Annotated in this window: 20 protein-coding genes; 14 read left to right on the top strand and 6 right to left on the bottom strand. The window is 69.5% G+C overall.

Features of this window, described 5'->3' with window-relative positions; all coding sequences use genetic code 11:
* Positions 1–83 precede the first annotated feature (83 nt).
* Positions 84–497, top strand: coding sequence for a response regulator (locus RN607_RS06100; protein WP_313501017.1), 414 nt, complete (start codon positions 84–86; stop codon positions 495–497).
* A gap of 9 nt (positions 498–506) precedes the next feature.
* Complete coding sequence (gene trpD / locus RN607_RS06105) at positions 507–1,547, top strand: anthranilate phosphoribosyltransferase (RefSeq protein WP_313545058.1); 1,041 nt, start codon at positions 507–509, stop codon at positions 1,545–1,547.
* A 16-nt stretch (positions 1,548–1,563) separates the two neighbouring features.
* Here the strand turns inward: trpD and RN607_RS06110 are convergent, their stop codons facing one another.
* Positions 1,564–3,285 (bottom strand): DEDD exonuclease domain-containing protein, encoded by a 1,722-nt coding sequence (locus RN607_RS06110; RefSeq protein WP_313545060.1) that lies wholly within the window; start codon positions 3,283–3,285, stop codon positions 1,564–1,566.
* Positions 3,286–3,426: 141 nt separating this feature from the next.
* Here RN607_RS06110 and RN607_RS06115 point away from each other — a divergent pair, with 141 nt between their 5' ends.
* Positions 3,427–3,666 (top strand): hypothetical protein, encoded by a 240-nt coding sequence (locus RN607_RS06115; RefSeq protein WP_313501024.1) that lies wholly within the window; start codon positions 3,427–3,429, stop codon positions 3,664–3,666.
* Positions 3,667–3,676: 10 nt separating this feature from the next.
* Here RN607_RS06115 and RN607_RS06120 read toward each other — a convergent pair whose 3' ends face one another.
* Entirely contained in the window at positions 3,677–5,467 is a 1,791-nt protein-coding gene (locus tag RN607_RS06120; protein WP_313545062.1) for an AMP-dependent synthetase/ligase, read from the bottom strand.
* An 81-nt stretch (positions 5,468–5,548) separates the two neighbouring features.
* On the opposite strand from RN607_RS06120, the gene RN607_RS06125 reads away from it, so the two are divergent.
* The 4 genes from RN607_RS06125 (at position 5,549) to RN607_RS06140 (ending at position 9,885) form a co-directional block, all read left to right on the top strand.
* Positions 5,549–6,511 carry an ROK family glucokinase gene (locus RN607_RS06125; RefSeq protein ID WP_313501029.1) on the top strand — a complete coding sequence of 321 codons (963 nt, stop codon included), beginning with the start codon at positions 5,549–5,551 and terminating at the stop codon, positions 6,509–6,511.
* 11 nt (positions 6,512–6,522) lie between these two features.
* Positions 6,523–7,248 (top strand): lysophospholipid acyltransferase family protein, encoded by a 726-nt coding sequence (locus tag RN607_RS06130; RefSeq protein ID WP_313501031.1) that lies wholly within the window; start codon positions 6,523–6,525, stop codon positions 7,246–7,248.
* A gap of 81 nt (positions 7,249–7,329) precedes the next feature.
* Positions 7,330–8,532: a pyrophosphate--fructose-6-phosphate 1-phosphotransferase gene (locus RN607_RS06135; protein WP_313545065.1), complete on the top strand. Its 1,203-nt coding sequence runs from the start codon at positions 7,330–7,332 to the stop codon at positions 8,530–8,532.
* A gap of 3 nt (positions 8,533–8,535) precedes the next feature.
* Complete coding sequence (locus tag RN607_RS06140; RefSeq protein WP_313501037.1) at positions 8,536–9,885, top strand: class II 3-deoxy-7-phosphoheptulonate synthase; 1,350 nt, start codon at positions 8,536–8,538, stop codon at positions 9,883–9,885.
* A 70-nt stretch (positions 9,886–9,955) separates the two neighbouring features.
* On the opposite strand, the gene pknB is transcribed toward RN607_RS06140, so the two are convergent.
* On the bottom strand, positions 9,956–11,944 hold the full coding sequence (gene pknB / locus RN607_RS06145; RefSeq protein ID WP_313501038.1) for a Stk1 family PASTA domain-containing Ser/Thr kinase: 1,989 nt from the start codon (positions 11,942–11,944) through the stop codon (positions 9,956–9,958).
* Positions 11,945–12,023: 79 nt separating this feature from the next.
* Positions 12,024–13,373 carry a LysM peptidoglycan-binding domain-containing protein gene (locus tag RN607_RS06150; RefSeq protein ID WP_313545067.1) on the bottom strand — a complete coding sequence of 450 codons (1,350 nt, stop codon included), beginning with the start codon at positions 13,371–13,373 and terminating at the stop codon, positions 12,024–12,026.
* 114 nt (positions 13,374–13,487) lie between these two features.
* Here RN607_RS06150 and RN607_RS06155 point away from each other — a divergent pair, with 114 nt between their 5' ends.
* Positions 13,488–13,838, top strand: a complete 351-nt coding sequence (locus RN607_RS06155) for an Rv2175c family DNA-binding protein (RefSeq protein ID WP_313501040.1) — start codon at positions 13,488–13,490, stop codon at positions 13,836–13,838.
* A gap of 19 nt (positions 13,839–13,857) precedes the next feature.
* Here RN607_RS06155 and RN607_RS06160 read toward each other — a convergent pair whose 3' ends face one another.
* Positions 13,858–14,943, bottom strand: a complete 1,086-nt coding sequence (locus RN607_RS06160) for a polyprenyl synthetase family protein (protein WP_313545069.1) — start codon at positions 14,941–14,943, stop codon at positions 13,858–13,860.
* Between the two features lie 120 nt (positions 14,944–15,063).
* On the opposite strand from RN607_RS06160, the gene RN607_RS06165 reads away from it, so the two are divergent.
* Together RN607_RS06165 and RN607_RS06170 are read left to right on the top strand one after the other, a co-directional pair.
* A complete protein-coding gene (locus RN607_RS06165) occupies positions 15,064–16,080 on the top strand; it encodes a DUF4192 family protein (protein ID WP_313545071.1) in 1,017 nt (338 codons plus the stop codon).
* A 205-nt stretch (positions 16,081–16,285) separates the two neighbouring features.
* Positions 16,286–17,509 carry an RNA polymerase sigma factor gene (locus tag RN607_RS06170; protein WP_313501045.1) on the top strand — a complete coding sequence of 408 codons (1,224 nt, stop codon included), beginning with the start codon at positions 16,286–16,288 and terminating at the stop codon, positions 17,507–17,509.
* Positions 17,510–17,601: 92 nt separating this feature from the next.
* Here RN607_RS06170 and RN607_RS06175 read toward each other — a convergent pair whose 3' ends face one another.
* Entirely contained in the window at positions 17,602–18,591 is a 990-nt protein-coding gene (locus RN607_RS06175) for an EamA family transporter (protein WP_313501048.1), read from the bottom strand.
* 162 nt (positions 18,592–18,753) lie between these two features.
* On the opposite strand from RN607_RS06175, the gene RN607_RS06180 reads away from it, so the two are divergent.
* The 4 genes from RN607_RS06180 to RN607_RS06195 all read left to right on the top strand — a co-directional run bounded on the left by RN607_RS06180 (position 18,754) and on the right by RN607_RS06195 (position 22,137).
* Positions 18,754–19,104 carry a hypothetical protein gene (locus RN607_RS06180; RefSeq protein WP_313501051.1) on the top strand — a complete coding sequence of 117 codons (351 nt, stop codon included), beginning with the start codon at positions 18,754–18,756 and terminating at the stop codon, positions 19,102–19,104.
* A gap of 7 nt (positions 19,105–19,111) precedes the next feature.
* Positions 19,112–19,573, top strand: a complete 462-nt coding sequence (locus tag RN607_RS06185; protein WP_313501054.1) for a GNAT family N-acetyltransferase — start codon at positions 19,112–19,114, stop codon at positions 19,571–19,573.
* Between the two features lie 66 nt (positions 19,574–19,639).
* Positions 19,640–21,736 carry a DNA gyrase/topoisomerase IV subunit B gene (locus RN607_RS06190; RefSeq protein ID WP_313501056.1) on the top strand — a complete coding sequence of 699 codons (2,097 nt, stop codon included), beginning with the start codon at positions 19,640–19,642 and terminating at the stop codon, positions 21,734–21,736.
* On the top strand, positions 21,733–22,137 hold the full coding sequence (locus RN607_RS06195) for a hypothetical protein (RefSeq protein ID WP_313545073.1): 405 nt from the start codon (positions 21,733–21,735) through the stop codon (positions 22,135–22,137). The genes RN607_RS06190 and RN607_RS06195 overlap by 4 nt, the downstream gene beginning before the upstream one ends.
* The last annotated feature ends 48 nt before the right edge of the window (positions 22,138–22,185 follow it).

The raw sequence follows: 22,185 nt of genomic DNA on the forward strand, positions 1-22,185 counted from the left end.
TATTAAAGCCTAAGGACCGTTGACGCGACACCAGTAAACGCCGTACACGCCGATGCCCGTGGGGGCGTGCCAGAATGGGCGGCATGAGCGACCTGCAGACCAGGGACGAGAACGCCCTCTCCACCGCCACTGCGCGGATCCTGCTGTACTCGGACGACCGCAACGTGCGCGAGAAGGTGCGTTTCGCGGTCGGCTCCTCCATCGACGGACGCGAGCTCGACTGGCTCGAGACGGCCACGCACGAGGCGACGATCAGCGCGCTCGACGCGGCGGCGTTCGACCTCGTCATCCTCGACGGCGAGGCCGCGAAGGTCGGCGGCATGGGCATCGCCCGGCAGATGAAGCACGAGCTGTTCACCTGCCCTCCGATCCTCCTGCTGGTCGGACGACCCGGTGACGCCTGGCTCGCGACCTGGTCCGAGGCGGACGCCGCAGTGGCGCACCCGCTGGACCCGTTCGTGGTCCGCGAGGCCGTCGTCGAGCTGCTGACCAAGTAGGGCAGACGGGTGGCGACGCTCCAGGCACTGCTGTCCCGCCTCGTCGAGCACGAGGACCTCACCGCCGAGGAGACGGCGAGCGTGATGGACCAGATCCTGACCGACTCCGCGTCGCCGGTGGCGATGGCGGCGTTCCTCGCCGCGCTCCGCGTGAAGCGCGAGACCGCCGAGGAGGTGGCGGGGCTGGCCTCCGCCATGCTCCAGCACGCCGTGCGCTTCTCGGTGCCTCAGCGTTCCGTGGACATCGTGGGCACGGGCGGCGACGGTGCGTACACCGTCAACGTCTCCACGATGGCCTCGCTGGTGATGGCGGGGGCGGGCCTGACCGTGGTGAAGCACGGCAACCGTGCGGCGACCTCCAAGTCGGGGTCAGCAGATGTGCTCGCGGAGCTCGGCGTGCGGCTCGACCTGCCCGTGGAGCGCGTGAAGGAGCTGGCGACCGAGGTGGGCATCACCTTCTGCTTCGCGCAGGTGTTCCATCCGTCAATGCGCTTCGCCATGCCGATCCGCAAGGAGATCGGGGTGCCGACCACCTTCAACATCCTCGGGCCGCTCACGAACCCGGCACAGCCGGAGTCGACCGCCATCGGCTCGTCCAGCATGCGCGTGTCGCCGGTGCTGGCGGGTGTGATCGCCTCCCAAGGACGCGAGGCGCTCGTCTTCCACGGGGACGACGGTCTCGACGAGCTCGCGCCGACCGGAGGGGCGACGGTCTGGGAGGTGCGCGGCGGTGAGGTGACCGAGCTGCGTCTCGACCCGGTGAGGGACCTGGGCCTCCCGCCGATCACCATCGAGGATCTGCGGGGTGGCGAGCCTGCCGAGAACGCCGACATCGCACGCCGCGTCCTCGCCGGCGAGTCCGGTGCTGTCCGCGACACGGTGATCCTCAACGCGGCTGCGGGCATGGTGTCCGACGGGACGTTGCCGGGCACCTCGAGCGGCACCCTCGTCGAGCGCTTCGCCGCAGGCATGGGCATCGCTGCGAGGGCGATCGACGAGGGCTTCGCGAGCGACGTGCTCGACCGTTGGGTGGCCGCCACGCAGTCATGAGCTCCGCGCGGGGGCTTCAGCTGCCGCCGCGGCGGCTGTCCGTCACGTTCGCGTGATCCGCGCGGCGCGCCTGCACCCACGAGGCGTGCCGGCCGGCCCCGTCGAGGGGTTGCGCCCAGTCGCCGTCGATATGCAGCAGCCTCGTGCCGGGGCGTTCGAGCCAGCGGGCGAGCATCTCCTGCTCCTCGATGAGAGGCTCCACGACGTCGAGCGACGCCCACGCATCCCGCAGGGTCCCTGCGGTCTCCCACACCCCGTGCGACACGTGTGCGGATCCCGCGAGCAGCCCGCCTGCCACGGACACGAGGTCCCAGCCCTCGCCCTGCGCTCGTGCCGCGACGAGGCTGACGCTGCGCAACGCGGCGAGACGCTGCGCGCGCATGGATGCCTCGATGAGCGCGCTCACGCCGTCCCGTAGCTCCGCGGCGCGTTCGTAGTCGAGCCGCTGCGCGTGCTCCTGGATCTGCGCCGACAATGCGGCGACCACGGGGGAGGGGTCGTGTCGCATCGCGTCGCGCGCGGCGCTCACGGCGTCGTCATAGTGCGACTCCTGCCCGCGCAGGCACGGTGCCGAGCACTGGCCGAGGTCCTTGAGCAGGCACGCGCGCGCGTGGGGGCGCGGCACGAGCGGAAGCCGTGTGGTGCACGTGCGCAGCGACAGCGCGATCTGCAGCGCCTCGATCGCGCCCCGTGCGTCTCCGGCGCCGCGCATGGGGCCGAGAGCCGCGCCCGCGCCGGCGATCGAGCGTGACACGGACAGTCGTGGATACGGTTCGGCCGTGAGCTTGACCCAGGCGGTGCGCTCGGGCCGTGCGGACCTTCGGTTGTAACGCGGTCGATGCTCCTCGATGAGCCGCACCTCGCGCACGTTGGCCTCGATCTCGGTGGCGCACACGTGGGTGTCCACCGCGACGGCGAGCTCGAGCATCTCGCGGATCTGGCGCCGCTGCTCGCCGCGCGTGAAGTAGCTCTTGACGCGGGCGCGCAGATTCTTGGACGTCCCTACGTAAAGCCGCTCGCCCCGCGGCCCACGGAAGATGTACACGCCCGGCTTGGCGGGCACCGAGTCTGCGAGGACGGCCTTGCGTCGCAGCTTCTCCGGCATCGGGTTGCGGAGGCTGTCGAGGTCCTCGCGGTGGGTGATGCCGAAGCGCGCCAACCGCTCCAGCATGCCGTGAAGGATCTCGGAGGTGGCGCGGGCGTCGTCGAGCGCGCGGTGGTTGGGCGTCACCTGTGTGCCGAACACGCGTGCGAGCGTGCCGAGCTTCTTGTTGGGCGCCTCCTCCTTGGTGGTGGCGCGGCGTGCGAGCAGCAGCGTGTCCACCACCTCGTTGCCTGGCCACGGGTACCCGTGCAACCGGCACGCCGCCTTGAGGAAGCCGACGTCGAAGCGTGCGTTGTGAGCGACGAGCACCGCATCGCCCAAGAACTCCAGGAACGACGGCAGCACCGTCTCGATCCTGGGCGCGGCCATCACCATGGCGTCGGTGATCCCGGTCAGCGCCACGATCATCGGCGGGATCGGCCCGCCCGGGTCGACCAGGGTCTGGAACTCGCCGACGACCTCGCCCCCAACCGTCTTGACCGCACCGATCTCCGTGATCGCCGACGTCTCCGGCGAGCCTCCGGTCGTCTCGAGGTCCACGACCACGAATGTCGTCGCCGACAACGGCTCGCCGATCTCCTCCAGGCTGCGCTGGGTGCCGGCGAGGAGCGGCGCGAGATCGGGGGTCGTCATGGAAGGAAGGTACGTCACGCGGCTGACACCCACGCGCCGCTGCGTGGCGCGAGCGTCCACAGGCCGTGGCCGCACGTGGCGCGCCGCGGCGATACGGGCGCCGCCGTCCCGTTGTCAGACCCTGCGCCTAGCGTGTCCATCATGTTGATCGATTGCGATACGTGCGAGATGCGCGGCCGCGCGTGCGGCGACTGCGTGGTCAGCTTCCTGACCATCCCTGTGAGGCCCGGTGCTGCGCCGGCGCCCATCGCGTCCGTGGAGGCGCCTGTCACGTCCGAACCGGTCCACATGGACGCGGACCAGCTCAAGGCGGTCGCGAACCTCGCGGCTGGAGGGCTCGTCGCGCCGCTTCGGCTCGTGGAGCGGCGGCGCGCGGGATGACCGGCCGGGGTCAGGCCTTGCGCGTCGTGTAGAGCTGCTCGATCCGGTCCGCGAAGTCCTTGAGCACGGTTGCCCGCTTCACCTTGAGAGACGGGGTCAGGTATCCGTTGTCCACCGAGAACTCGTCGAGCAGGATCTCGTACTTCCTGATCGACTCGGCACGGGAGACGGCCTTGTTCGCGCGTTCCACGGCACGGTCCATGTGCTCGCGCACCACCGGGTGGGCCGCCGCCTCGGCCACCGTCATCACGGGCAGGTCCTTGCCCTTCAGCCAGCCGGGCAACGCCTCGGCGTCAAGCGTCACGAGCGCGGCGATGAACGGCTTGCCATCGCCCACCACCACGCACTGGTCCACGAGCGGGTAGGCGCGAAGCCGGTCCTCGAGCACGGCGGGCGCCACGTTCTTGCCGCCCGCAGTCACGATGATCTCCTTCTTCCGTCCGGTGATCGTCAGGAAGCCCTCGTCGTCGATCGTGCCGATGTCGCCCGTGGCGAACCAACCGTCGACCATCGCCGCCGCGGTGGCGTCAGGATTGCGGTGGTATCCGGTGAACAGCATGTCTCCGCGCATCAGGATCTCGCCGTCGTCGGCGGCCTTGGCCTCCATGCCCGGCAGGATCCGGCCGACCGTACCGATCTTCGTGACGTCGGGGCGGTTCACGTGGGAGGCCGCGTTGACCTCGGTGAGACCGTAGCCCTCCATCACGTGAAGGCCCAGGCCGCCGTAGAAGTGTCCCAGCCGCTCGCCCAGAGGCGCGGACCCTGAGATGGCCCAGCGTGCGTTCCCTCCCAGCACGTCCACGATCCGGGAGAGCACCAGCCTGTAGGCGAGGGCATGGGTCGCTCGGAGCATGGGCGAGGGCCCGCGCGACGTGCCTCGCGCCCGCGAGTAGTCGATCGACTGCTTGGCCGCCCACCGGAAGATCTTCACCTTGCCGCCGGCGGCAGCGGTCTGCTCCGCGGAGTTGTACACCTTCTCGAACACGCGAGGCACCGCGAGCAGCAGCGTCGGCTTGAAGGTGCCGAGGAGCGGCACGAGCTTGCGCGAGTCCGGGCAGTATCCGATCACGGTGCCTGAGGCGAGCAGCACCACCTCGACAAGCCGCGCGAGCGAGTGCGCGAGCGTCATGAACAGCACCGTCGACGCTCCCTCGCTCAACAGGACCGGAGCGAGCTCCTGCTGGATCCCGACCGTGTGCCTGACGTAGCTGAAGTGGGTCAGCTGCACACCCTTCGGCCGTCCCGTCGTGCCCGACGTGTAGATGATCGTCGCCAGGTCGCCGTGGCCCGCCAGCGCGATGCGACGGTTCAGCTCCGCGTCGGGCACGTCGACGCCCTCTGCCGCCAGCTGGTCCACCACGCCGTCGTCGATGACCAGGACGTCCTTGAGCGGGCTCTCCGGGTCGGCCGCCACCGAGAGCGCCAGCTCCGCGTGGTGCGAGGTCTCGACGACGATCATCGACACCTCGGCGTCGGACGTGATCCAGTCGATCTGCGAGGCCGACGAGGTGTCGTAGATGGGCACCGGCAGCGCGCCCGCAGTCCACAGCGCCACGTCGATGATCGACCATTCGTACCGGGTGCGGGCCATGATGGAGACCGTCTGACCCGGTTGGACCCCTCGCGCGATGAAACCCTTGGCTACCGCGTTGACGAGCGCCTGCGCCTCCCCGCCCGTGAGGTCGTGCCAGACGTCGTCCTCGTCGGTGTAGCGGAGCACCGTCCTGTCGGCGAGGCGCTCCCATGCGGCTCGGATCATCAAGGGGATGTTCGGCGCGTACTCCTGCGCGGCGGTCTCCATCGGGTGCTCCCTCGTCTGTCCGGCCGGTGTCCACACGATACTCTGTGGAGTCGGGGAGACGACCACAGGAGAGCGAGGACCATGCACGCCATCGGAGTCGACATCGGCGGCACCAAGATCGCCGTAGGGGTCGTGGACCCCGATGGCACGATCGTGACCAAGCTGCGACGCGACACGAAGCCTCAGGATCCTGCGTCGATCGACGCCGCGATCGCGGACGCTGTCAAGGAGCTCGGGAAGGACTTCGAGTTCCACGCGGTCGGGCTGGCGGCGGCGGGCTTCGCGAGTTCTGATCGCAACCACATGACCTTCGCGCCGAACATCGCCTGGCGTGAGTACCCTCTCGGCGACAACGTGCGCGCGCTGATCGGTCGGGACGACCTTGCGGTCGTCGTCGAGAACGACGGCAACGCCGCCGGCTGGGCGGAGTACGTGTATGGCGCAGGCCGCCACACCCAGAACATGACCATGCTGACGATCGGCACCGGCATCGGAGCCGCACTGATCGTCAACGGCGAGCTGGTGCGCGGGGCGTACGGCTTCGCGGCGGAGCTGGGCCACATGCGCGTCGTCCCCGACGGCCACCCGTGCGGCTGCGGCCGGCGCGGCTGCTGGGAGCAGTACGGCTCGGGCTCCGCGCTCACCCGCGAGGCCCGCCGTGCCGGCGTCGAACGGGAGGTCCGCGCCGCGGCCCTGCTCGCACGCAGCGGCGGCGACGCCTCGAGGATCTCGGGTCCCGATGTGACCGCTGCCGCCATGGAGGGCGACGAGCTCGCCATCGAGCTGCTGCACGACCTGGGCACCTGGATCGGCATCGGGTGCGCGTCGATGGCCGCGATCCTGGACCCCGAGGTCTTCGTCGTCGGAGGCGGCGTCGTGGCGGCGGGGGACCTGCTCCTCGAGCCGGCGCGCCAGGCGTACAACGATCACGTCCCGGCGCAGGCTCTGCGTCCGGTCACTCCCATCCTCGCCGCTGAGATGGGCAACGACGCCGGCATCGTCGGTGCGGCGGCGCTGGCCCGTGAGGCCGTCGTCGCCGGCTAGGAGGAGTCTCCATGTACTACGGACTGTTCAAGCATGTGCTGCTCGGCCCGCCTGTGAAGGCCTACTACAGGCCCTGGGTCGAGGGAGCCGACAACGTGCCCGCCGAGGGCGGGGCGATCCTCGCGTCGAACCATCTGTCGTTCTCGGACTCGATCTTCCTTCCGCTCGTGCTGAAGCGGAAGGTCGTCTTCCTGGGCAAGGAGGAGTACTTCACCGGCTCCGGCGTCAAGGGCTACGCCACCAAGGCGTTCATGGAGGGCGTCGGCACGATCCCCGTGCATCGCGGAGGCGGGCGTGCCTCGGAGGCGGCGCTGCGGACCGGCATGCAGGTGGTCCAGGGCGGCGAGCTGCTGGGGATCTATCCGGAGGGCACCCGCAGCCCCGACGGTCGGCTGTACCGTGGCAAGACCGGCGTGGCGCGGCTCGCGATCGAGGCCGGGGTGCCGATCGTGCCCGTCGCGATGATCGGGACCGACATCGCCCAGCCGATCGGACAGCGGGTGCCATCGCGCACGGACATCGGCGTGCGCATCGGGCCGCCGATCGACCCGTCGGAGTACAGCGCCCGTCAGGACGACCGCGAGGCGCTGCGGGAGCTCACCGACACGGTCATGGCGGCCATCGCCGGGCTGTCCGGCCAGGAGATCGCCGACCGTGATGCCGCGCAGTACAAGCGTGAGCTCGACAAGGCCGCGAGGATCGCAGCCGAGGACCTGGGTCCGAGCTCCGCGTCCTAGGCCCTTCGGGCCGTCTGCACCGGGGAGGGTCCGCCCCTAGAATGGCCGAGGAAATCTCGACCGAAATCGAAAGGAATCGCCATGTCGGTTCGCCGTGTCGCCCTGCTCACCGCCGGTGGCTTCGCCCCCTGCCTGTCCTCCGCTGTCGGAGGTCTGATCGAGCGCTACACCGAGATCGCGCCCGAGATCGAGATCATCGCCTATGAGCACGGCTACTGGGGACTGCTGCTCGGCAAGAAGACCGTCATCGACGACGAGGTGCGCAAGCACGCAGGCCTTCTCCACGAGTTCGGCGGCTCGCCCATCGGCAACTCGCGCGTCAAGCTCACGAACGCGGCCGACTGCGTGAAGCGCGGGCTCGTCCAGGAGGGTCAGAACCCCCTCGAGGTCGCCGCGGAGCAGCTCAAGGCCGACGGCGTCGACGTGCTCCACACGATCGGCGGCGATGACACGAACACCACGGCCGCGGACCTCGCCGCCTACCTGGCGGACCACGACTACGGTCTCACCGTCGTGGGCCTGCCCAAGACCATCGACAACGACGTGGTGCCGATCCGTCAGTCGCTCGGAGCCTGGACCGCTGCCGAGGAGGCGGCGAAGTTCGGCCGCAACATCATCGGCGAGCACCGCTCCGGCCCTCGCATGCTGATCATCCACGAGGTCATGGGCCGCGCATGCGGCTGGCTCACCGCAGCCGCCGCGAAGTCCTACCGCGAGGACCTGGACACTCGGACCTTCCTGCCCGGGATCGGCCTGACCAAGGAGCGCTGGGACATCCACGCGGTGTACGTGCCCGAGTCGAAGATCGACCTCGATGCTGAGGCTGCGCGCCTGCGCACCGTCATGGATGAGGTGGGCAACGTCAACATCTTCCTCTCCGAGGGCGCGGGCGTCCCCGAGATCATCAAGGAGATCGAGGAGTCCGGCGGTGTGGTCGAGCGCGACCCGTTCGGTCACGTGAAGCTGGACACCATCAACCCGGGCCAGTGGTTCGCGAAGCAGTTCGCGGAGCGCCTGGGCGCAGAGAAGGTCATGGTCCAGAAGTCGGGCTACTACTCGCGTGCCGCGGCTGCCAATGCCGAGGACCTGCGTCTCATCAAGTCGATGACGGACTACGCCGTCGAGTGCGCGCTGCGTGGCGAGGCCGGCGTGATCGGGCACGACGAGGAGGACGGCGACCGGCTGAAGGCGATCGCGTTCCCGCGCATCGCAGGACACAAGCCCTTCGATACCGCTATTGCCTGGTACACCGAGCTCCTGTCGGACATCGGTCAGGCCGGATAACGGATGACCGAGGCAGCCCTCCAGGCGGCAGGCGTCGACTCGTACCTCGCGTGCGAGGCGAAGCAGCAGCCAGCCTGGCCAGACCAGGATGCCCTCGAGCGCGCCACGGCACGCCTGAGGGAGGTCCCCCCGCTGGTCTTCGCCGGTGAGGCTGACGTGCTGCGAGGACACCTCGCAGCCGCCGGTCGAGGTGAGGCTTTCGTTCTGCAAGGCGGCGACTGCGCCGAGATCTTCGCAGAGGCGACCGCGGACAGGATCCGCAACAAGATCAAGACCATCCTGCAGATGGCGGTCGTGCTGACCTATGGCGCATCGACGCCGGTCATCAAGATCGGCCGTATGGCGGGTCAGTACGCGAAGCCGCGGTCCTCGGACACCGAGACCCGCGACGGTGTGACGCTGCCCGCGTACCGCGGCGACATCGTGAACTCGTTCGCGTTCACGGAGGAGGCCCGGGTCCCGAACCCGGATCGACTCCTCGACGCGTACCACGTGTCGGCGTCGACGCTGAACCTCATCCGGGCGTTCACCACGGGAGGCTTCGCCGATCTGCGGCGCGTGCACCAGTGGAACAAGGGCTTCGCCGCCAACCCGGCGTACGCCCGCTACGACCAGATGGCTGGGGAGATCGACCGCGCTGTCCGCTTCATGGCGGCGGCGGGCGGGGAGTTCGACGCGCTGCGCACCGTCGAGATGTTCTCGAGCCACGAGGCGCTTCTGCTGGACTACGAGCGGGCGCTCACGCGCATCGACTCGCGGTCCGGGCTGCCGTACGACTGCTCGGCTCACCTTCTCTGGATCGGGGAGCGCACGCGAGAGCTGGACGGCGCTCACGTCGAGTTCATGTCCAGGATCCACAACCCGATCGCGGTGAAGCTCGGCCCGACCTCGACCGCGGCCGATGCTCTGGCGCTTTCCGAGCGGCTCAACCCGAACGGCATCGAGGGGCGGCTCACGTTCGTCGCTCGCATGGGCGCGGACAAGGTGCGTGACGTGCTGCCGGGCATCGTCGAAGGCGTGCGGGACTCGGGTGTGCCCGTGACCTGGCTGACCGACCCGATGCACGGGAACACGTTCACGTCCGAGTCGGGCTTCAAGACGCGCAGCTTCGACACCATCCTCGACGAGGTCGCCGGGTTCTTCGAGGTGCATCGTGCGCTCGGCACCGTGCCGGGAGGCCTGCACGTAGAGCTCACCGGTGACGATGTCACCGAGGTGCTCGGCGGCACCGAGGAGATCGACGACGAGGGTCTGGCGTTCCGGTATGAGACGAAGGTGGATCCGCGTCTGAACCACCAGCAGTCGCTGGAGATGGCGTTCCTGGTCGCGGAGCTTCTCAGCGCCCGCAGCTAGCGGAACCGCAGACGAGGAGGGGCCCGCATCGTGAGATGCGGGCCCCTCCTCGTCTGACCGGTGACCGGCGTCAGTTGTCGTAGATCAGGTAGACCGTCGAGCCCTGCTCGACCTGTGTGCCGGGAGCCACGTTCTGGTCGACGATCACCGAGTCGTTCTTAAGGTCGCCGGTGATGAAGGAGAAGAACCGCGGGCTGTACTGGACGACGATGTTCGCGTCGTCGGCGGCCTGCTGCGCTGCCTTCGCCTTCATGTTGATGAAGTCCGGCACCTCGACCAGAGGCAGGCCATCGGAGACGGTGATGGTGATCGCGCCTGTGCGGAAGCCGTCGGCGCCGGCGGCGGGCGTCTGGGCGTACACGATGCCCTTGTCGACCTTGTCGGTGCGGTCGTACTGGACCGTGACCGTCATCGCGTAGTCGTTCTGGAGCGTCGCGACCGCATCGTCCTCGGTCATGCCGGACACGTTGGGGACGGTGATCGGCTCGGGCCCCTGGGAGACGGTGAGCGTGACGGCCGTGTCATGGCGCACCTCCTGACCCTGGTCGGGGCTCACGGACAAGACGGTTCCGCTCGCGACCGTGTCGGAGTACTGCTGCGCGATGGCGGGACTGCCGAAGCCGGCATCGGTGACAGCGCCGACTGCGTCATCCTGTGCGGTTCCGACGACGTCGGGGACCGTCGCCATCTGCGGTCCGGCGGAGATGGTGAGGGTGATCTCGGAACCGTTGAGCACCCTCGCCTCGGCTTCGGGCGACGTGGAGATGACGAGCCCCGCATCGACGGAGTCCGAGTAGTCGGTCTGCGAGGGCAGCACCGTGTAGCCGGCGGTCTCGAGGGTGTCGGTGGCTGCGGCCTCCGTCTGGCCCGTGACGTCGGGGACGACGGAGTAGGCGCCTGGGCCGATCGCGTTGTACCACCACACGCCGAGCAGTGCGAGGACCGCGACCGCGGCAGCGAGCGCCCCGATCCATACGGCGGGCCGGGTGCGGCCCCGGTCAGGGGTGACGAGCGCGGTCGCCTCGTCCACGATCTCGGCCTCGACGGGTGGTTCATCCTGGAGCGTCGCCAGTCCCACCGGGAGCACGACGGTGGTGCCTTGAGGCACGGCGTCCAGCACGGTGGTGGCGTCGGGGTCATCCGTGTCGATCGGGATCGCGCCGGACGGGGGAGTCGCGCGACGATCGAGCGTCGGATCGTCGAGGGTCGCGCGGACCTCGCGGAGCTCGACGAGCGCCGCGGCGGCGTCGGTGGGGCGATCCTTCGGGTCCCTGGCCGTCATGCGCTGCACGAGCGCGTCGATCTCGGCGGGGAGCCACGGCACGAAGGCGGAGGGCGAGGGCATGTCGCCGTGCACGTGCTGGGTGGCGACCTCGATGGGGGAGCCGCCCACGAACGGCTGCCGTCCGGTGAGCATCTCGAACAGCAGGATGCCGACTGCGTACACGTCGGTGCTGGCGTCGGCGGTGCCGTGGGACACCAGCTCGGGTCCGAGGTAGGCGACCGTGCCCATGATCACGCCTGCGGAGGTGGCGCCTGCGGTGGAGTCCTCGATGGCGCGTGAGAGGCCGAAGTCGGCCACCTTGGGTCGACCGTCGGAGTCCAGCAGGACGTTCTCCGGCTTGATGTCGCGGTGCACGAGTCCGAGCCGGTGCGCGGCGGCCAGGGCGTCGAGCACCTGGTCGCCGATCGCGAGCGCCTCGCCGACGGTGAGCGTGCGCTCGTGAGCGATCCGCGCGCGCAGGTTCTCGCCCTCGACGTACTCCATGGTCAGGTACGAGATGTCCCCGTCGACGCCCTGGTCGTACACGCGCACCATGCCAGGGTGGGTGAGCCGGGCTGCGGCACGGGCCTCGCGTCGGAACCGGGACGCGAATCGAGCGGAGTCGGCGTCCTCGCCGAGCCTGGGACTCATCACCTTGATCGCGACCTCGCGCTCGAGTCGGCGATCGAAGGCGACGTAGACCGTGGCCATGCCCCCCGCGGCGACGCGCGCGCGCACCTCGTAGCGGCCGTCGATCAGGCGGCCGAGCAGGGGATCGGTGAGGGTCTCAGACACAGGCACATTCTAGTTCGGGGACATGGAGCGGCCGTGAAGGCGTGCGGATGCGGCCGCGGTCACGGTCACAACGAGCATGTCAGCCGAATTGCTCCATGAGCGCCAGGACGCTGGCGACGTACCTCTGGGTATCGGACGCCATGCCGTACTTCCTCACGGAGGCCGCTCCCTGGTAGTAGCCGGCGATCGCGGTCTCGAGCGAGCTGCTGGTGCGGGTGAGCTGGCGCAGGATCGCCACCCCGGCGGTGACGTTGTCCTGGGCGATCAGCAGGTTGAGGTCGGTCCCCACCAGGTCTGAGGCCCAGGCGCCGGACGTGGGGATCACCTGCATGACGCCCACGGCGTTGGCAGGGGAGACGGCGCGCATGTTGAAGCCGGACTCCTGGTAGGCGACGGCCTGGGCGAGGGCGGTGTCGACGCCCATGGCGCGTGCCGTGCTCACGACCATGGCCTGCATCTCGTTCCTGGACGGCACCTGCATCGACAGCAGCGTGGCCTTGTTCTGGTTCGCCGATGCGACGACGTCGGAGGCGTAGGTCCTGCCTGCGAAGGTGTCGCCGACGAGCCCGGTCGGCACCGCTCCGGGGATGGTGAGGACCTGCCCGATGCGGATCAACGACGGATTCTTGATGCCGTTCGCGGTGACGATGGTCGACACGGCCACGCCGTACTTGGATGCGATGCTGGACAGGGTCTCGCCGCTCGCGACGGTGTGCGACTGGGTGGTCGCGCCGAAGGAGGCGATGTTGCTGGCCGTGGCGAGCGTGGCGGTGCTGCCCGCTGCGGTGGCGTTGCCCACGGCGGTGGCACCGGGGATGGTGAGCGTCTGGCCGATCCGGATCGTGGCGGACGCGCCGAGCGAGTTCGCCGTCGTGATCGCGGACACCGAGGTGCCGTAGGTGCGAGCGAGGTTCCAGACGGTGTCCCCGGCGACGACTGTGTGGGTAGCGGTGGTTGCGGCCGGGGTGCTGGTCGTGGCGGTGCTCGCGCTGGCGAGGCCCGGGATGGTGAGCTTCTGACCGATGCGGATCGTGGCGGACGCGCCGAGCGAGTTGGCTGAGACGACGGCGGCGACCGTGGTTCCGTACGTTCTGGCGAGGTCCCAGACCGTGTCGCCCGGGACGACGACGTGTGTGGCGCCGATCGCGACCGACGTCGCGGGGGAGGTGCCGGTCGGGATCGCAAGGGTCTGGCCCACGTAGATGGTGGCCCTCGCATCGAGCCGGTTGGCGTCGACGATGGCGGACACGGTCGTGCCGTACGCGGCAGCGAGGCCGCTGACCGTCTCGCCCGACGAGACGCGATGGCGTTCGTCCGCGTTCGCCGGAAGCGCGGCGAACGTCGAGATCGCAAGGGCGGCGAGCGCTCCGATCGCGGTACGGCGGCTGCCGCGCGGCAGGCCGCGGCTGGTGATTCGAACGCTGGGCAAGACGACCTCCAATGTGACATCTGATACCGGTGTGACAGATGTGACTCAAGTGACTGTATGTCACGATCAGGTGTCCGGCAAGAGGGACCGGCCCGCGTTCTATACCCTGGTGCGGTGAGCACCGACGTCGAATGGCTGTCCATCCCTGAGTTCGCGTCGCGCATCTCCGTGCGCGACGCACGAGTGCGCGACCTGCTGCGCGACCGTGCGCTGATCGCCGTGCGGCGGGGTGAGAACAGCGCGCTCATGCTGCCCGCGGACTTCATCGTGCCCGGCGATCACGCGCCGCACGTGCTCGCGACCCTCAAGGGCACCCTGACCGTGCTCTTCGACGCCGGGTTCGACGACGATGCCGCGATGGAGTGGCTCTTCACCTTCGCAGAGGAGCTGGGTGCGACCCCCATGGCGGCGCTGCGTGAGGGCCAGCGCGCTCCCGTGCGACGGCTGGCTCAGGCGCTCCTCTAGCGGCCGCGCCGCCGCGGCGTCACGAGCTGCGGGTCACGAGGCGCGTGCACAGGTCCCTCAAGGCGGTCACGCCGGGATCCTGGAGCCCAAGACCCTCGAGCGCGGCCAGGGCAGGCCCGGTGAGCGCAGCGATCTCCCACTCCGCGGCGTCGAGGCCGCCTGCGTCCACGATCGCGTCCACGGCACGGCCGATCTCTCCGGGCGTCGCATCACGCCTGCCCAGCGCGCCCGCGATCGCCGTGCGGTGGCTCTGGGTGCCATGCGTCCATGCGTGCCAGACCAGCAGCGTGCGCTTGCCCTCACGGACGTCGTCCCCGGCCGGCTTGCCCGTCACCGCAGGGCTGCCGACCAGCCCGAGCACGTCGTCGCGGAGCTGGAAGGCGATCCCGAGCGGGACGCCGATGCTGCGCATCGCGTCGATCCGTGACGCTTCCGCACCGGCAAGGGCGGCGCCGAGCGCGAGCGGGTGCTCCGCCGAGTACGAGGCGGTCTTGCACCGCATCGTGGCGAGGATGTCGGCCCTCTGCTCACCGACCGACTCCAGCGGCGCCGCGGCGATGCGCATGTCCAGATACTGGCCCGCCGTCACCAGCTCCTCCATCGACGCGAAGAGCGACGCGGTGCGTCCCGGGTCAGGCAGGACGACGAGCGCCGAGTCGAGGGCCCGATGCGCGGTCATGAGCGCGATGTCGCCGGCAAGGACGCCCGCGGCACGGCCGAGCTCGCCTGCGGCGTCCTCACCGAGGTGCGCATGCAGGGTGGCGAATCGACGATGCGCGGCGGGCTCTCCGCGTCTCGTGTCGGAGCCGTCGAGCACGTCGTCGTGGATCAGCGCCGCCGTCTGGAACCACTCGAGCGCGGCTGCGACGGAGACGGCCGCCCGATCGTCGTCCGCGCCACCGTTCGCTCCGAAGGACGCCATCGTGAGCAGCGCGCGCAGCCGCTTCCCACCTTTCGAGGATGCCTCAAGAACCTCGATGACCTCGGTGCCCGCGACTCCTGCCGGTGCGACGGCGTCGGCGGTGTCCGCGAGCACCTCGCTCATGCGCATCTCGACGCGTGCACGCAGAGCGTCGAAGGGCGGAAGGCTCGGGTTCGCTGGCACGCGTCAAGACTAGGGGCCACCGGCCTCGATCGTCGTCCCCAGACCGTGCTTCGCGCACGCCCGTCCCCTGATGGTGTCCGGCCTGCGGCGGTGCGCGCCCGCGTGCGATGTCCTCGACGCATGAAGCCAACGATCCGAGTCTCCGAACCTGCCGAGCTGATCGCGCTCGTGCCGCGGCTCCTGGGATTCGAGCCACGCGACTCCATCGTCGTGCTGGGCGTCGACCAGGCCGACCGCGTCACCATGATGGCTCGGCTGGACCGCGAGGACTGCCTTCTGTCCGACGTGGCCACGGCGCTCGCCTGCGCGATCGCGTCGGAGGTGGACAGGACCCGCTCGTGCGCGCTCGTCGTGCTCGAGTATGCGGAGCACCCTGTGCCGTGGGGCACCGAGGCGTCTGAGGGTCTCTGCCTCGCCCTGCGGGACTCCGTCGTGATCCGCGACACGTGGGTGATCCACGCGGGCCGCTACTGGGCGCCGGGATGCGACGACCCGCTGTGCTGCCCGCCAGGCGGGCGTCCGGTGGACGTGCGCGAGGGCGCCTGCGGCGATGAGGTCGCGCGGGAGCCGGAACGGGACAGGCCGCTGTCCGAGCGCCGGAGGAGCGCCCGGCGCGCGCGTGCACGATTCCTTGCACGCAGGGCGCGGGACGAGGGCGCGTGGCGGGATGTCGCGCTCGACGAGTGGACGCGCGCGATGCGCGGCACCAGACCGTCAGCGTCCACGGCCGGACGGCTCGGCGCGGCGCTGGGGGTGCCCGCCGTGCGCGATGCAGTCATCGTGACAGCGTTCGGCGGCTCATCCGAGCAGGTCCACGCGGTCCTCCACGAACGGATCGACTCCGACGCGTCGCGTTGCCTGGATGAGGTCATGCACGGATCGCGGAGGCCCGTGGGTGACGTCGCGCGTGCTCTCGACGACGCGCTCGCGGATGTCCAGGAGCTTGTGCGGGAGCACGAGCGCGCCGCTGCGCTCGCCGTGAGGGCACTGCTCGCGTGGTGGCAGGGCGACGCGGAGAAATGCCTCGTCACCGCGCGATTCGCACTTGCTGCGGACCCCGCATCACGCCTTGCGGCGCTCGTCCAGGAGACCGCGTGGCGTGGAATCAGGCCGGGATGGCTCCGCGCGACGGGGTGACAGGAGCGTGTCGACGTGCGCGGCCTGCGCCGTGGAGATGTGGGAAGCGATCCGCTTGCGTCGGGCGTTATACTTTAATGGATTTGCGCGAGGCGGTCACCGTCCTCATCGCTCAGCCCCCACACCACGCGAGAGGTCGTCGGTGCCGCCTTGTCCAAGGTGAGCCCGTCGTCACCGCGTGGTCCACGAGGCTGGACGAGGAACGGTGACGCTACCACGCAGCAGGCCGGCCGCCTTGGACGTTGTCCAAGGCGACACGACGAAGGAGAACGCCACGACCACCGCAGCCAAGAAGCCCACCGCGAGGAAGACGGCGTCCAAGGCCACCGCCACGACCAGGAAGGCCGCGCCCAAGGCGGCGGAGGCGCTGGACGCTGACGACGCCGAGCAGGAGGTCGATCTCGCCGATGAGGCCGGTCCCGACGAGGTGAAGGACGACGAGGACGAGGGGCCCGACCGTGGATTCGTCCTGGGCGGCGCCGACGACGACGCGCCCGTCCAGCAGGTCACGACCGCCGGTGCCACCGCAGACCCGGTGAAGGACTATCTGAAGCAGATCGGCAAGGTCGCGCTCCTCAACGCCGAGCAGGAGGTCGACCTCGCGAAGCGCATCGAGGCGGGCCTGTTCGCGGAGGAGAAGCTCGGCTCGGGCGAGAAGATCGCGCCCAAGCTGCGTCGCGAGCTCGAGTGGATCGCGAACGACGGTCGTCACGCCAAGAACCACCTGCTCGAGGCGAACCTGCGTCTGGTGGTGTCCCTCGCGAAGCGCTACACCGGTCGCGGGATGCTGTTCCTCGACCTGATCCAGGAGGGCAACCTCGGCCTCATCCGTGCCGTCGAGAAGTTCGACTACACCAAGGGCTACAAGTTCTCCACCTACGCGACGTGGTGGATCCGTCAGGCCATCACGCGCGCCATGGCCGACCAGGCGCGCACCATCCGCATCCCCGTCCACATGGTCGAGGTCATCAACAAGCTCGCTCGCGTGCAGCGCCAGATGCTCCAGGATCTGGGCCGCGAGCCCACGCCTGAGGAGCTCGCCAAGGAGCTGGACATGACGCCCGAGAAGGTCGTCGAGGTCCAGAAGTACGGCCGCGAGCCCATCTCGCTCCACACCCCTCTGGGCGAGGACGGCGACTCGGAGTTCGGAGACCTCATCGAGGACTCCGAGGCCGTGGTCCCTGCGGACGCCGTGGGCTTCACGCTCCTCCAGGAGGAGCTGTCGAAGGTCATGGACACCCTGTCCGAGCGCGAGGCGGGCGTGGTCGGCATGCGCTTCGGGCTCACCGACGGCCAGCCGAAGACGCTCGACGAGATCGGCCGGGTCTTCGGCGTCACCCGTGAGCGCATCCGCCAGATCGAGTCCAAGACCATGTCGAAGCTGCGTCACCCGTCACGCTCGCAGGTGCTGCGCGACTACCTGGACTGATCAGGGCCCGAACGCGGCGAAGGGGCGGCTCACCGGCTGGTGAGCCGCCCCTTCGCGCTTCCGGCAGGGCACCGTCCGACTCGCAGCCCCGATCAGGGAGCCTCCGGCGGCACCGCGAGAGCGAAAGCGTCATCCGAGTCGGGCGATACCGCACGCTCACGCGCGGTCTGCGCCATCACGATTCCCACCAGCACTACGGCAGCACCCACCAGTGGGAGAGGCGCGAGCGTCTCGCCGAGCCACAGCCACGCGACGATGAACGCGAACAGCACCTCAGACGTCGCCAGGATGCCGGACGCGGTCGCGCTGATGTGCCTCAACGACATGAAGATCAGGGTGAACGGCGCGAAGGCGCCAAGCGCGACCATCCCCACGAGCGGAACCCACATAGGGGCGTGGATCGCGTCGAGCGAGCCCCCGAACGAGACGTTCTCGGCGAACGTCCCCGGCGCGATCCGCCACCACTGCGAGAACATCAGCCAGAACGCGGTCGCGAACGCGGACGCCCAGAAGGCGACCGCCATCGGCGGCCGGTCGGCCACGGAGCGCTCGCCCGAGATGAAGTAGAAGGCGTACGCGCAGGCCGCGGCCAGGCCCGCGGCGACGCCGACGCCCGAGAGGGTCGAGTCCCACACCTCCGCCACGATCGCCAGGCCTACGAGCACGGCCCCGATCGCCCACCACAGCCGGGGATGTACCTTCTCCTTGAACACGACCCGCGCGACGATGGCGACGATCACGACCGCCATGTACTCGAACAGGAGCGCCACGCCGACCGGCAGATGCTTGATCGCGACCGCGTAGAGCCACTGCACCATGGCCAGCCCCGCGATGCCCAGCGCCGCGAACCGCCCGGCGTCGCGCCACGTGAGGCGGAGCTGTGCGCGGTCCGTGATCGCCAGCACCGTGCCTGCGATGACAGCCGTGCCGAGCACGCGGAAGAGCGTCAGCTGCTCGGGCGTGATCCCGGCCTGCATGACCACCTTCGTCATGGACCCGTTGAAACCGAACAGGAAGGCCCCCGTGAGCACGAAGAGCGCGCCGAGCGCGGGCGAGCGGCGGGCGGTCATGGCATCGGTCACGGGCTCAGACTAGGACCGCCGAAGCATGCCGGTGCGCGTCCGGTGGACCTGTCGTGGCAGGGCGCGCCATCTGCCGCCGCGCACGAGCCGCGCGCGGCGTGGCGCTAGCATCGGAGCGAGACGCCACCACCCCATACGGCGTCGAGAACAGGAGTTCCTCACGTGACGATCCTGCGCACCGTGCTGCTGATCCTGCACTTCCTGGGCCTGGCTGCGTTGCTGGGCGGCTTCCTCTACTCCATGTCCGACAAGGTGAAGCGGTTCGCGCCCGGCATGATGCACGGTGCCCTGACGCAGCTCGTGACAGGCATCGCGCTCGTCGGCGTCGCGTATGCGCGCGGCCACGGGGACGACGTCGACAACGCGAAGATCACGGTGAAGCTGCTGGTCGCGCTCGTCGTGACCGTGCTCATCATCATGAACCGTAAGAAGGACGCCGTCCCGGTGCCCGTCTGGGGCACTGTCGGAGGGCTCACGATCCTGAATGTCATCGTCGCGGTCGCGTGGCACTGAGCCGCGCGTGAGGCAGGCCGTCGCGGCGGACGCGGCGGAGATCGTGCACCTCGGTGCGCTGATGTACAAGGCTGTGGGCGCCAAGCCGACGCCGCAGTGGGCTGCGGAGTCGACACGCACCGTTCGCCTGAGGCTCGGTGAGGACCTGATCGGGATGGTGATCGATGCGCCCGAGGGCGGGCTCGCCTGCTGCGGCCTGGTGAACATCGGCCCACGTCTGCCCAGGCCGGGCGCAAGGTCGCATCAGGTGGGCTACGTCCAATGGGTGTCGACGGCGCCGCAGCACCAGCGCAAGGGCTACGCGCACGCCATCATGACCGCGCTGCTCAAGGAGACGGACGCGCGCGGCATCGAGGTCGTCGAGCTGCACGCCACGCCGATGGGCCGCGAGATCTACGAGGAGCTCGGGTTCTTCGTCAAGAGCGACAACATCGCGATGACGAGCGTGCGTCACCGCCCGCCGTCCTGACGCGGGTCATCGGCGCGGCGGCGTGCCCCGGGACGCGGGTGTCGGACGGGTCCGTAGACTCTGTCCGTGAGTTCTGACTACTCGGCACGCCATCTCTCCGTCCTCGAAGGTCTCGAGGCGGTGCGCAAGCGACCCGGCATGTACATCGGCACGACCGATTCCCGCGGCCTGATGCACTGTCTCTGGGAGATCATCGACAACTCCGTCGACGAGGCGCTCGGAGGCTTCGGCAGCCGCATCGAGGTGATCCTGTATCCGGACGACTCCGTCGAGGTACGTGACAACGGCCGTGGCATCCCGGTCGACGTCGAGCCGAAGACCGGGCTGACCGGCGTCGAGGTCGTCATGACGAAGCTGCACGCGGGTGGCAAGTTCGGCGGCGGCTCGTACGCCGCGTCGGGCGGCCTTCACGGAGTGGGCGCGTCGGTGGTGAACGCGCTGTCCGAGCGCCTCGACGTCTGGGTGGACCGTGGGGGAGAGACCCACCACATGGCCTTCCGCAGGGGCGAGCCCGGCTACTTCGCCGACCCCGCCGCGGGGCCCACCCCGCAGGCGGAGTTCTCGCCGTTCGTCACGGGCTCCAAGCTGGAGACCACGGGCAAGGTCGCGAAGGCGCGCACCGGTACGCGCACGCGCTACTGGGCAGACCGTCAGATCTTCAACAAGTCGGCGTCGTTCTCGTTCGAGGATCTGCTCACGCGTGCGCGCCAGACAGCCTTCCTGGTGCCGGGGCTGGAGCTGGTGGTCCGCGACGAGCGCAACCCGCTGGAACCGTCCGAGCAGACGTTCAGGTTCGAGGGCGGCGCAAAGGACTTCGTCGACTTCGTCGCTCCTGACGCCGCCGTGACCGCCACGTGGGAGCTGCGCGGCGAGGCGACGTACACCGAGACCGTCCCGGTCCTCAAGGCGAATGGACACCTGGAGAGCGAGGAGGTCGAGCGCAACTGCGTGGTCGACGTCGCGCTCCGCTGGGGCAAGGGCTACGACAACGAGGTCCGCAGCTTCGTCAACATCATCTCCACCCCCAAGGGTGGCACCCACCAGGCCGGTTTCGAGCAGGGCCTGGTGAAGGCGATGCGCAAGGTGATCGAGACCAACGCCCGTCGCCTCAAGCTGACAGGCAAGGACGGTGCCGAGCGCATCGAGAAGGACGACATCATGGCCGGCCTCACCGCCGTCGTCACGGTGCGGATCCCTGAGCCGCAGTTCGAGGGCCAGACCAAGGAGGTGCTCGGCACGACGCCCGTGCGTGCGATCGTCTCCAAGGTGGTCGAGACCGAGCTCGGCGCGATCATGTCCTCCTCCAAGCGTGACGACAAGACGCAGGCCACCATCGTGATGGAGAAGATCGTCGCCGAGATGCGTGCGCGCGTCGCTGCGCGCAAGCAGAAGGAGATCTCGCGCCGCAAGAACGCGCTCGAGACGTCGTCCCTTCCCGCGAAGCTCGCCGACTGCCGCAGCAACGACGTCGAGTCGTCCGAGCTGTTCATCGTCGAGGGGGACAGCGCGCTCGGCACAGCGAAGCTCGCCCGCAGGTCCGACTTCCAGGCGCTCCTGCCCATCCGCGGCAAGATCCTGAACGTGCAGAAGGCCTCCGTGACCGACATGCTGCACAACGCCGAGTGCGCCAGCATCATCCAGGTGCTCGGCGCGGGGTCGGGACGCACGTTCGACCTGGAGCAGGCGCGTTACGGCAAGATCATCCTGATGACGGACGCCGACGTGGACGGTGCGCACATCCGTACGCTCCTGCTCACGCTGTTCTTCCGTTACATGCGTCCCATGGTCGATGCAGGACGCGTGTACGCAGCGGTGCCGCCGCTGCACCGCGTGGAGGTCATGGGATCGGCCCGCCGCGAGCGCGAGTACATCTACACGTACTCCGAGAAGGAGCTTCAGGAGACCCTGCGGGACCTCAAGCGGGCGGGCCGCAGGTACAAGGAGGACATCCAGCGCTACAAGGGCCTGGGTGAGATGGACGCGGACCAGCTCGCGGAGACGACCATGGACCCGGAGCACAGGACGCTCCGCCGCATCACTGCGGCCGACGCCCAGGCTGCGGAGCGGGTCTTCGAGCTGCTCATGGGCAACGACGTCGGTCCGCGCCGTGACTTCATCGTGGCCGGCGCGGCCGACCTGGACCACTCGAGGATCGACGCATGACCGAGGACGAGCTCAGGCCCGTGTGCCCTGTGCACCCGTACGGATACCACCACGCTGCGCGCGTCCAGCCCGTCGGGTCGCGACACGTGCTGCGCCACCACTCGCTGGTCGGGCTGCCGCGCCGGTGCCCGATGCTCGAGGAGGAGCTGCTCGAGGCGGACAGGGAGATCGACATGCAGGACGACCTCGCCGTGATGCAGCGGACGGCGGCGCCCGCCCGCGCCGTGCTCGTGGCAGTCGGAGTGCTTGTGGCGCTCGTGCTGCTCTACACGGTGCCGTCTGCCGCCGTCGCGATCCCGGTCGGGACGGTCACCGCGCTGGCGCTCGAACGGATCGGCTCCGCGGTGACCCGTGAACGGATGGCGCGCGTCGCGGACTGGCGCCGGCGAGTGGGCCGCTGACGGAGCTACTCATGGGACCATCGACCAGGCATGTCCGGTACCTCGGTG

The sequence above is a fragment of the Demequina capsici genome, assembly GCF_032102965.1.
GTDB lineage: Bacteria > Actinomycetota > Actinomycetes > Actinomycetales > Demequinaceae > Demequina > Demequina capsici.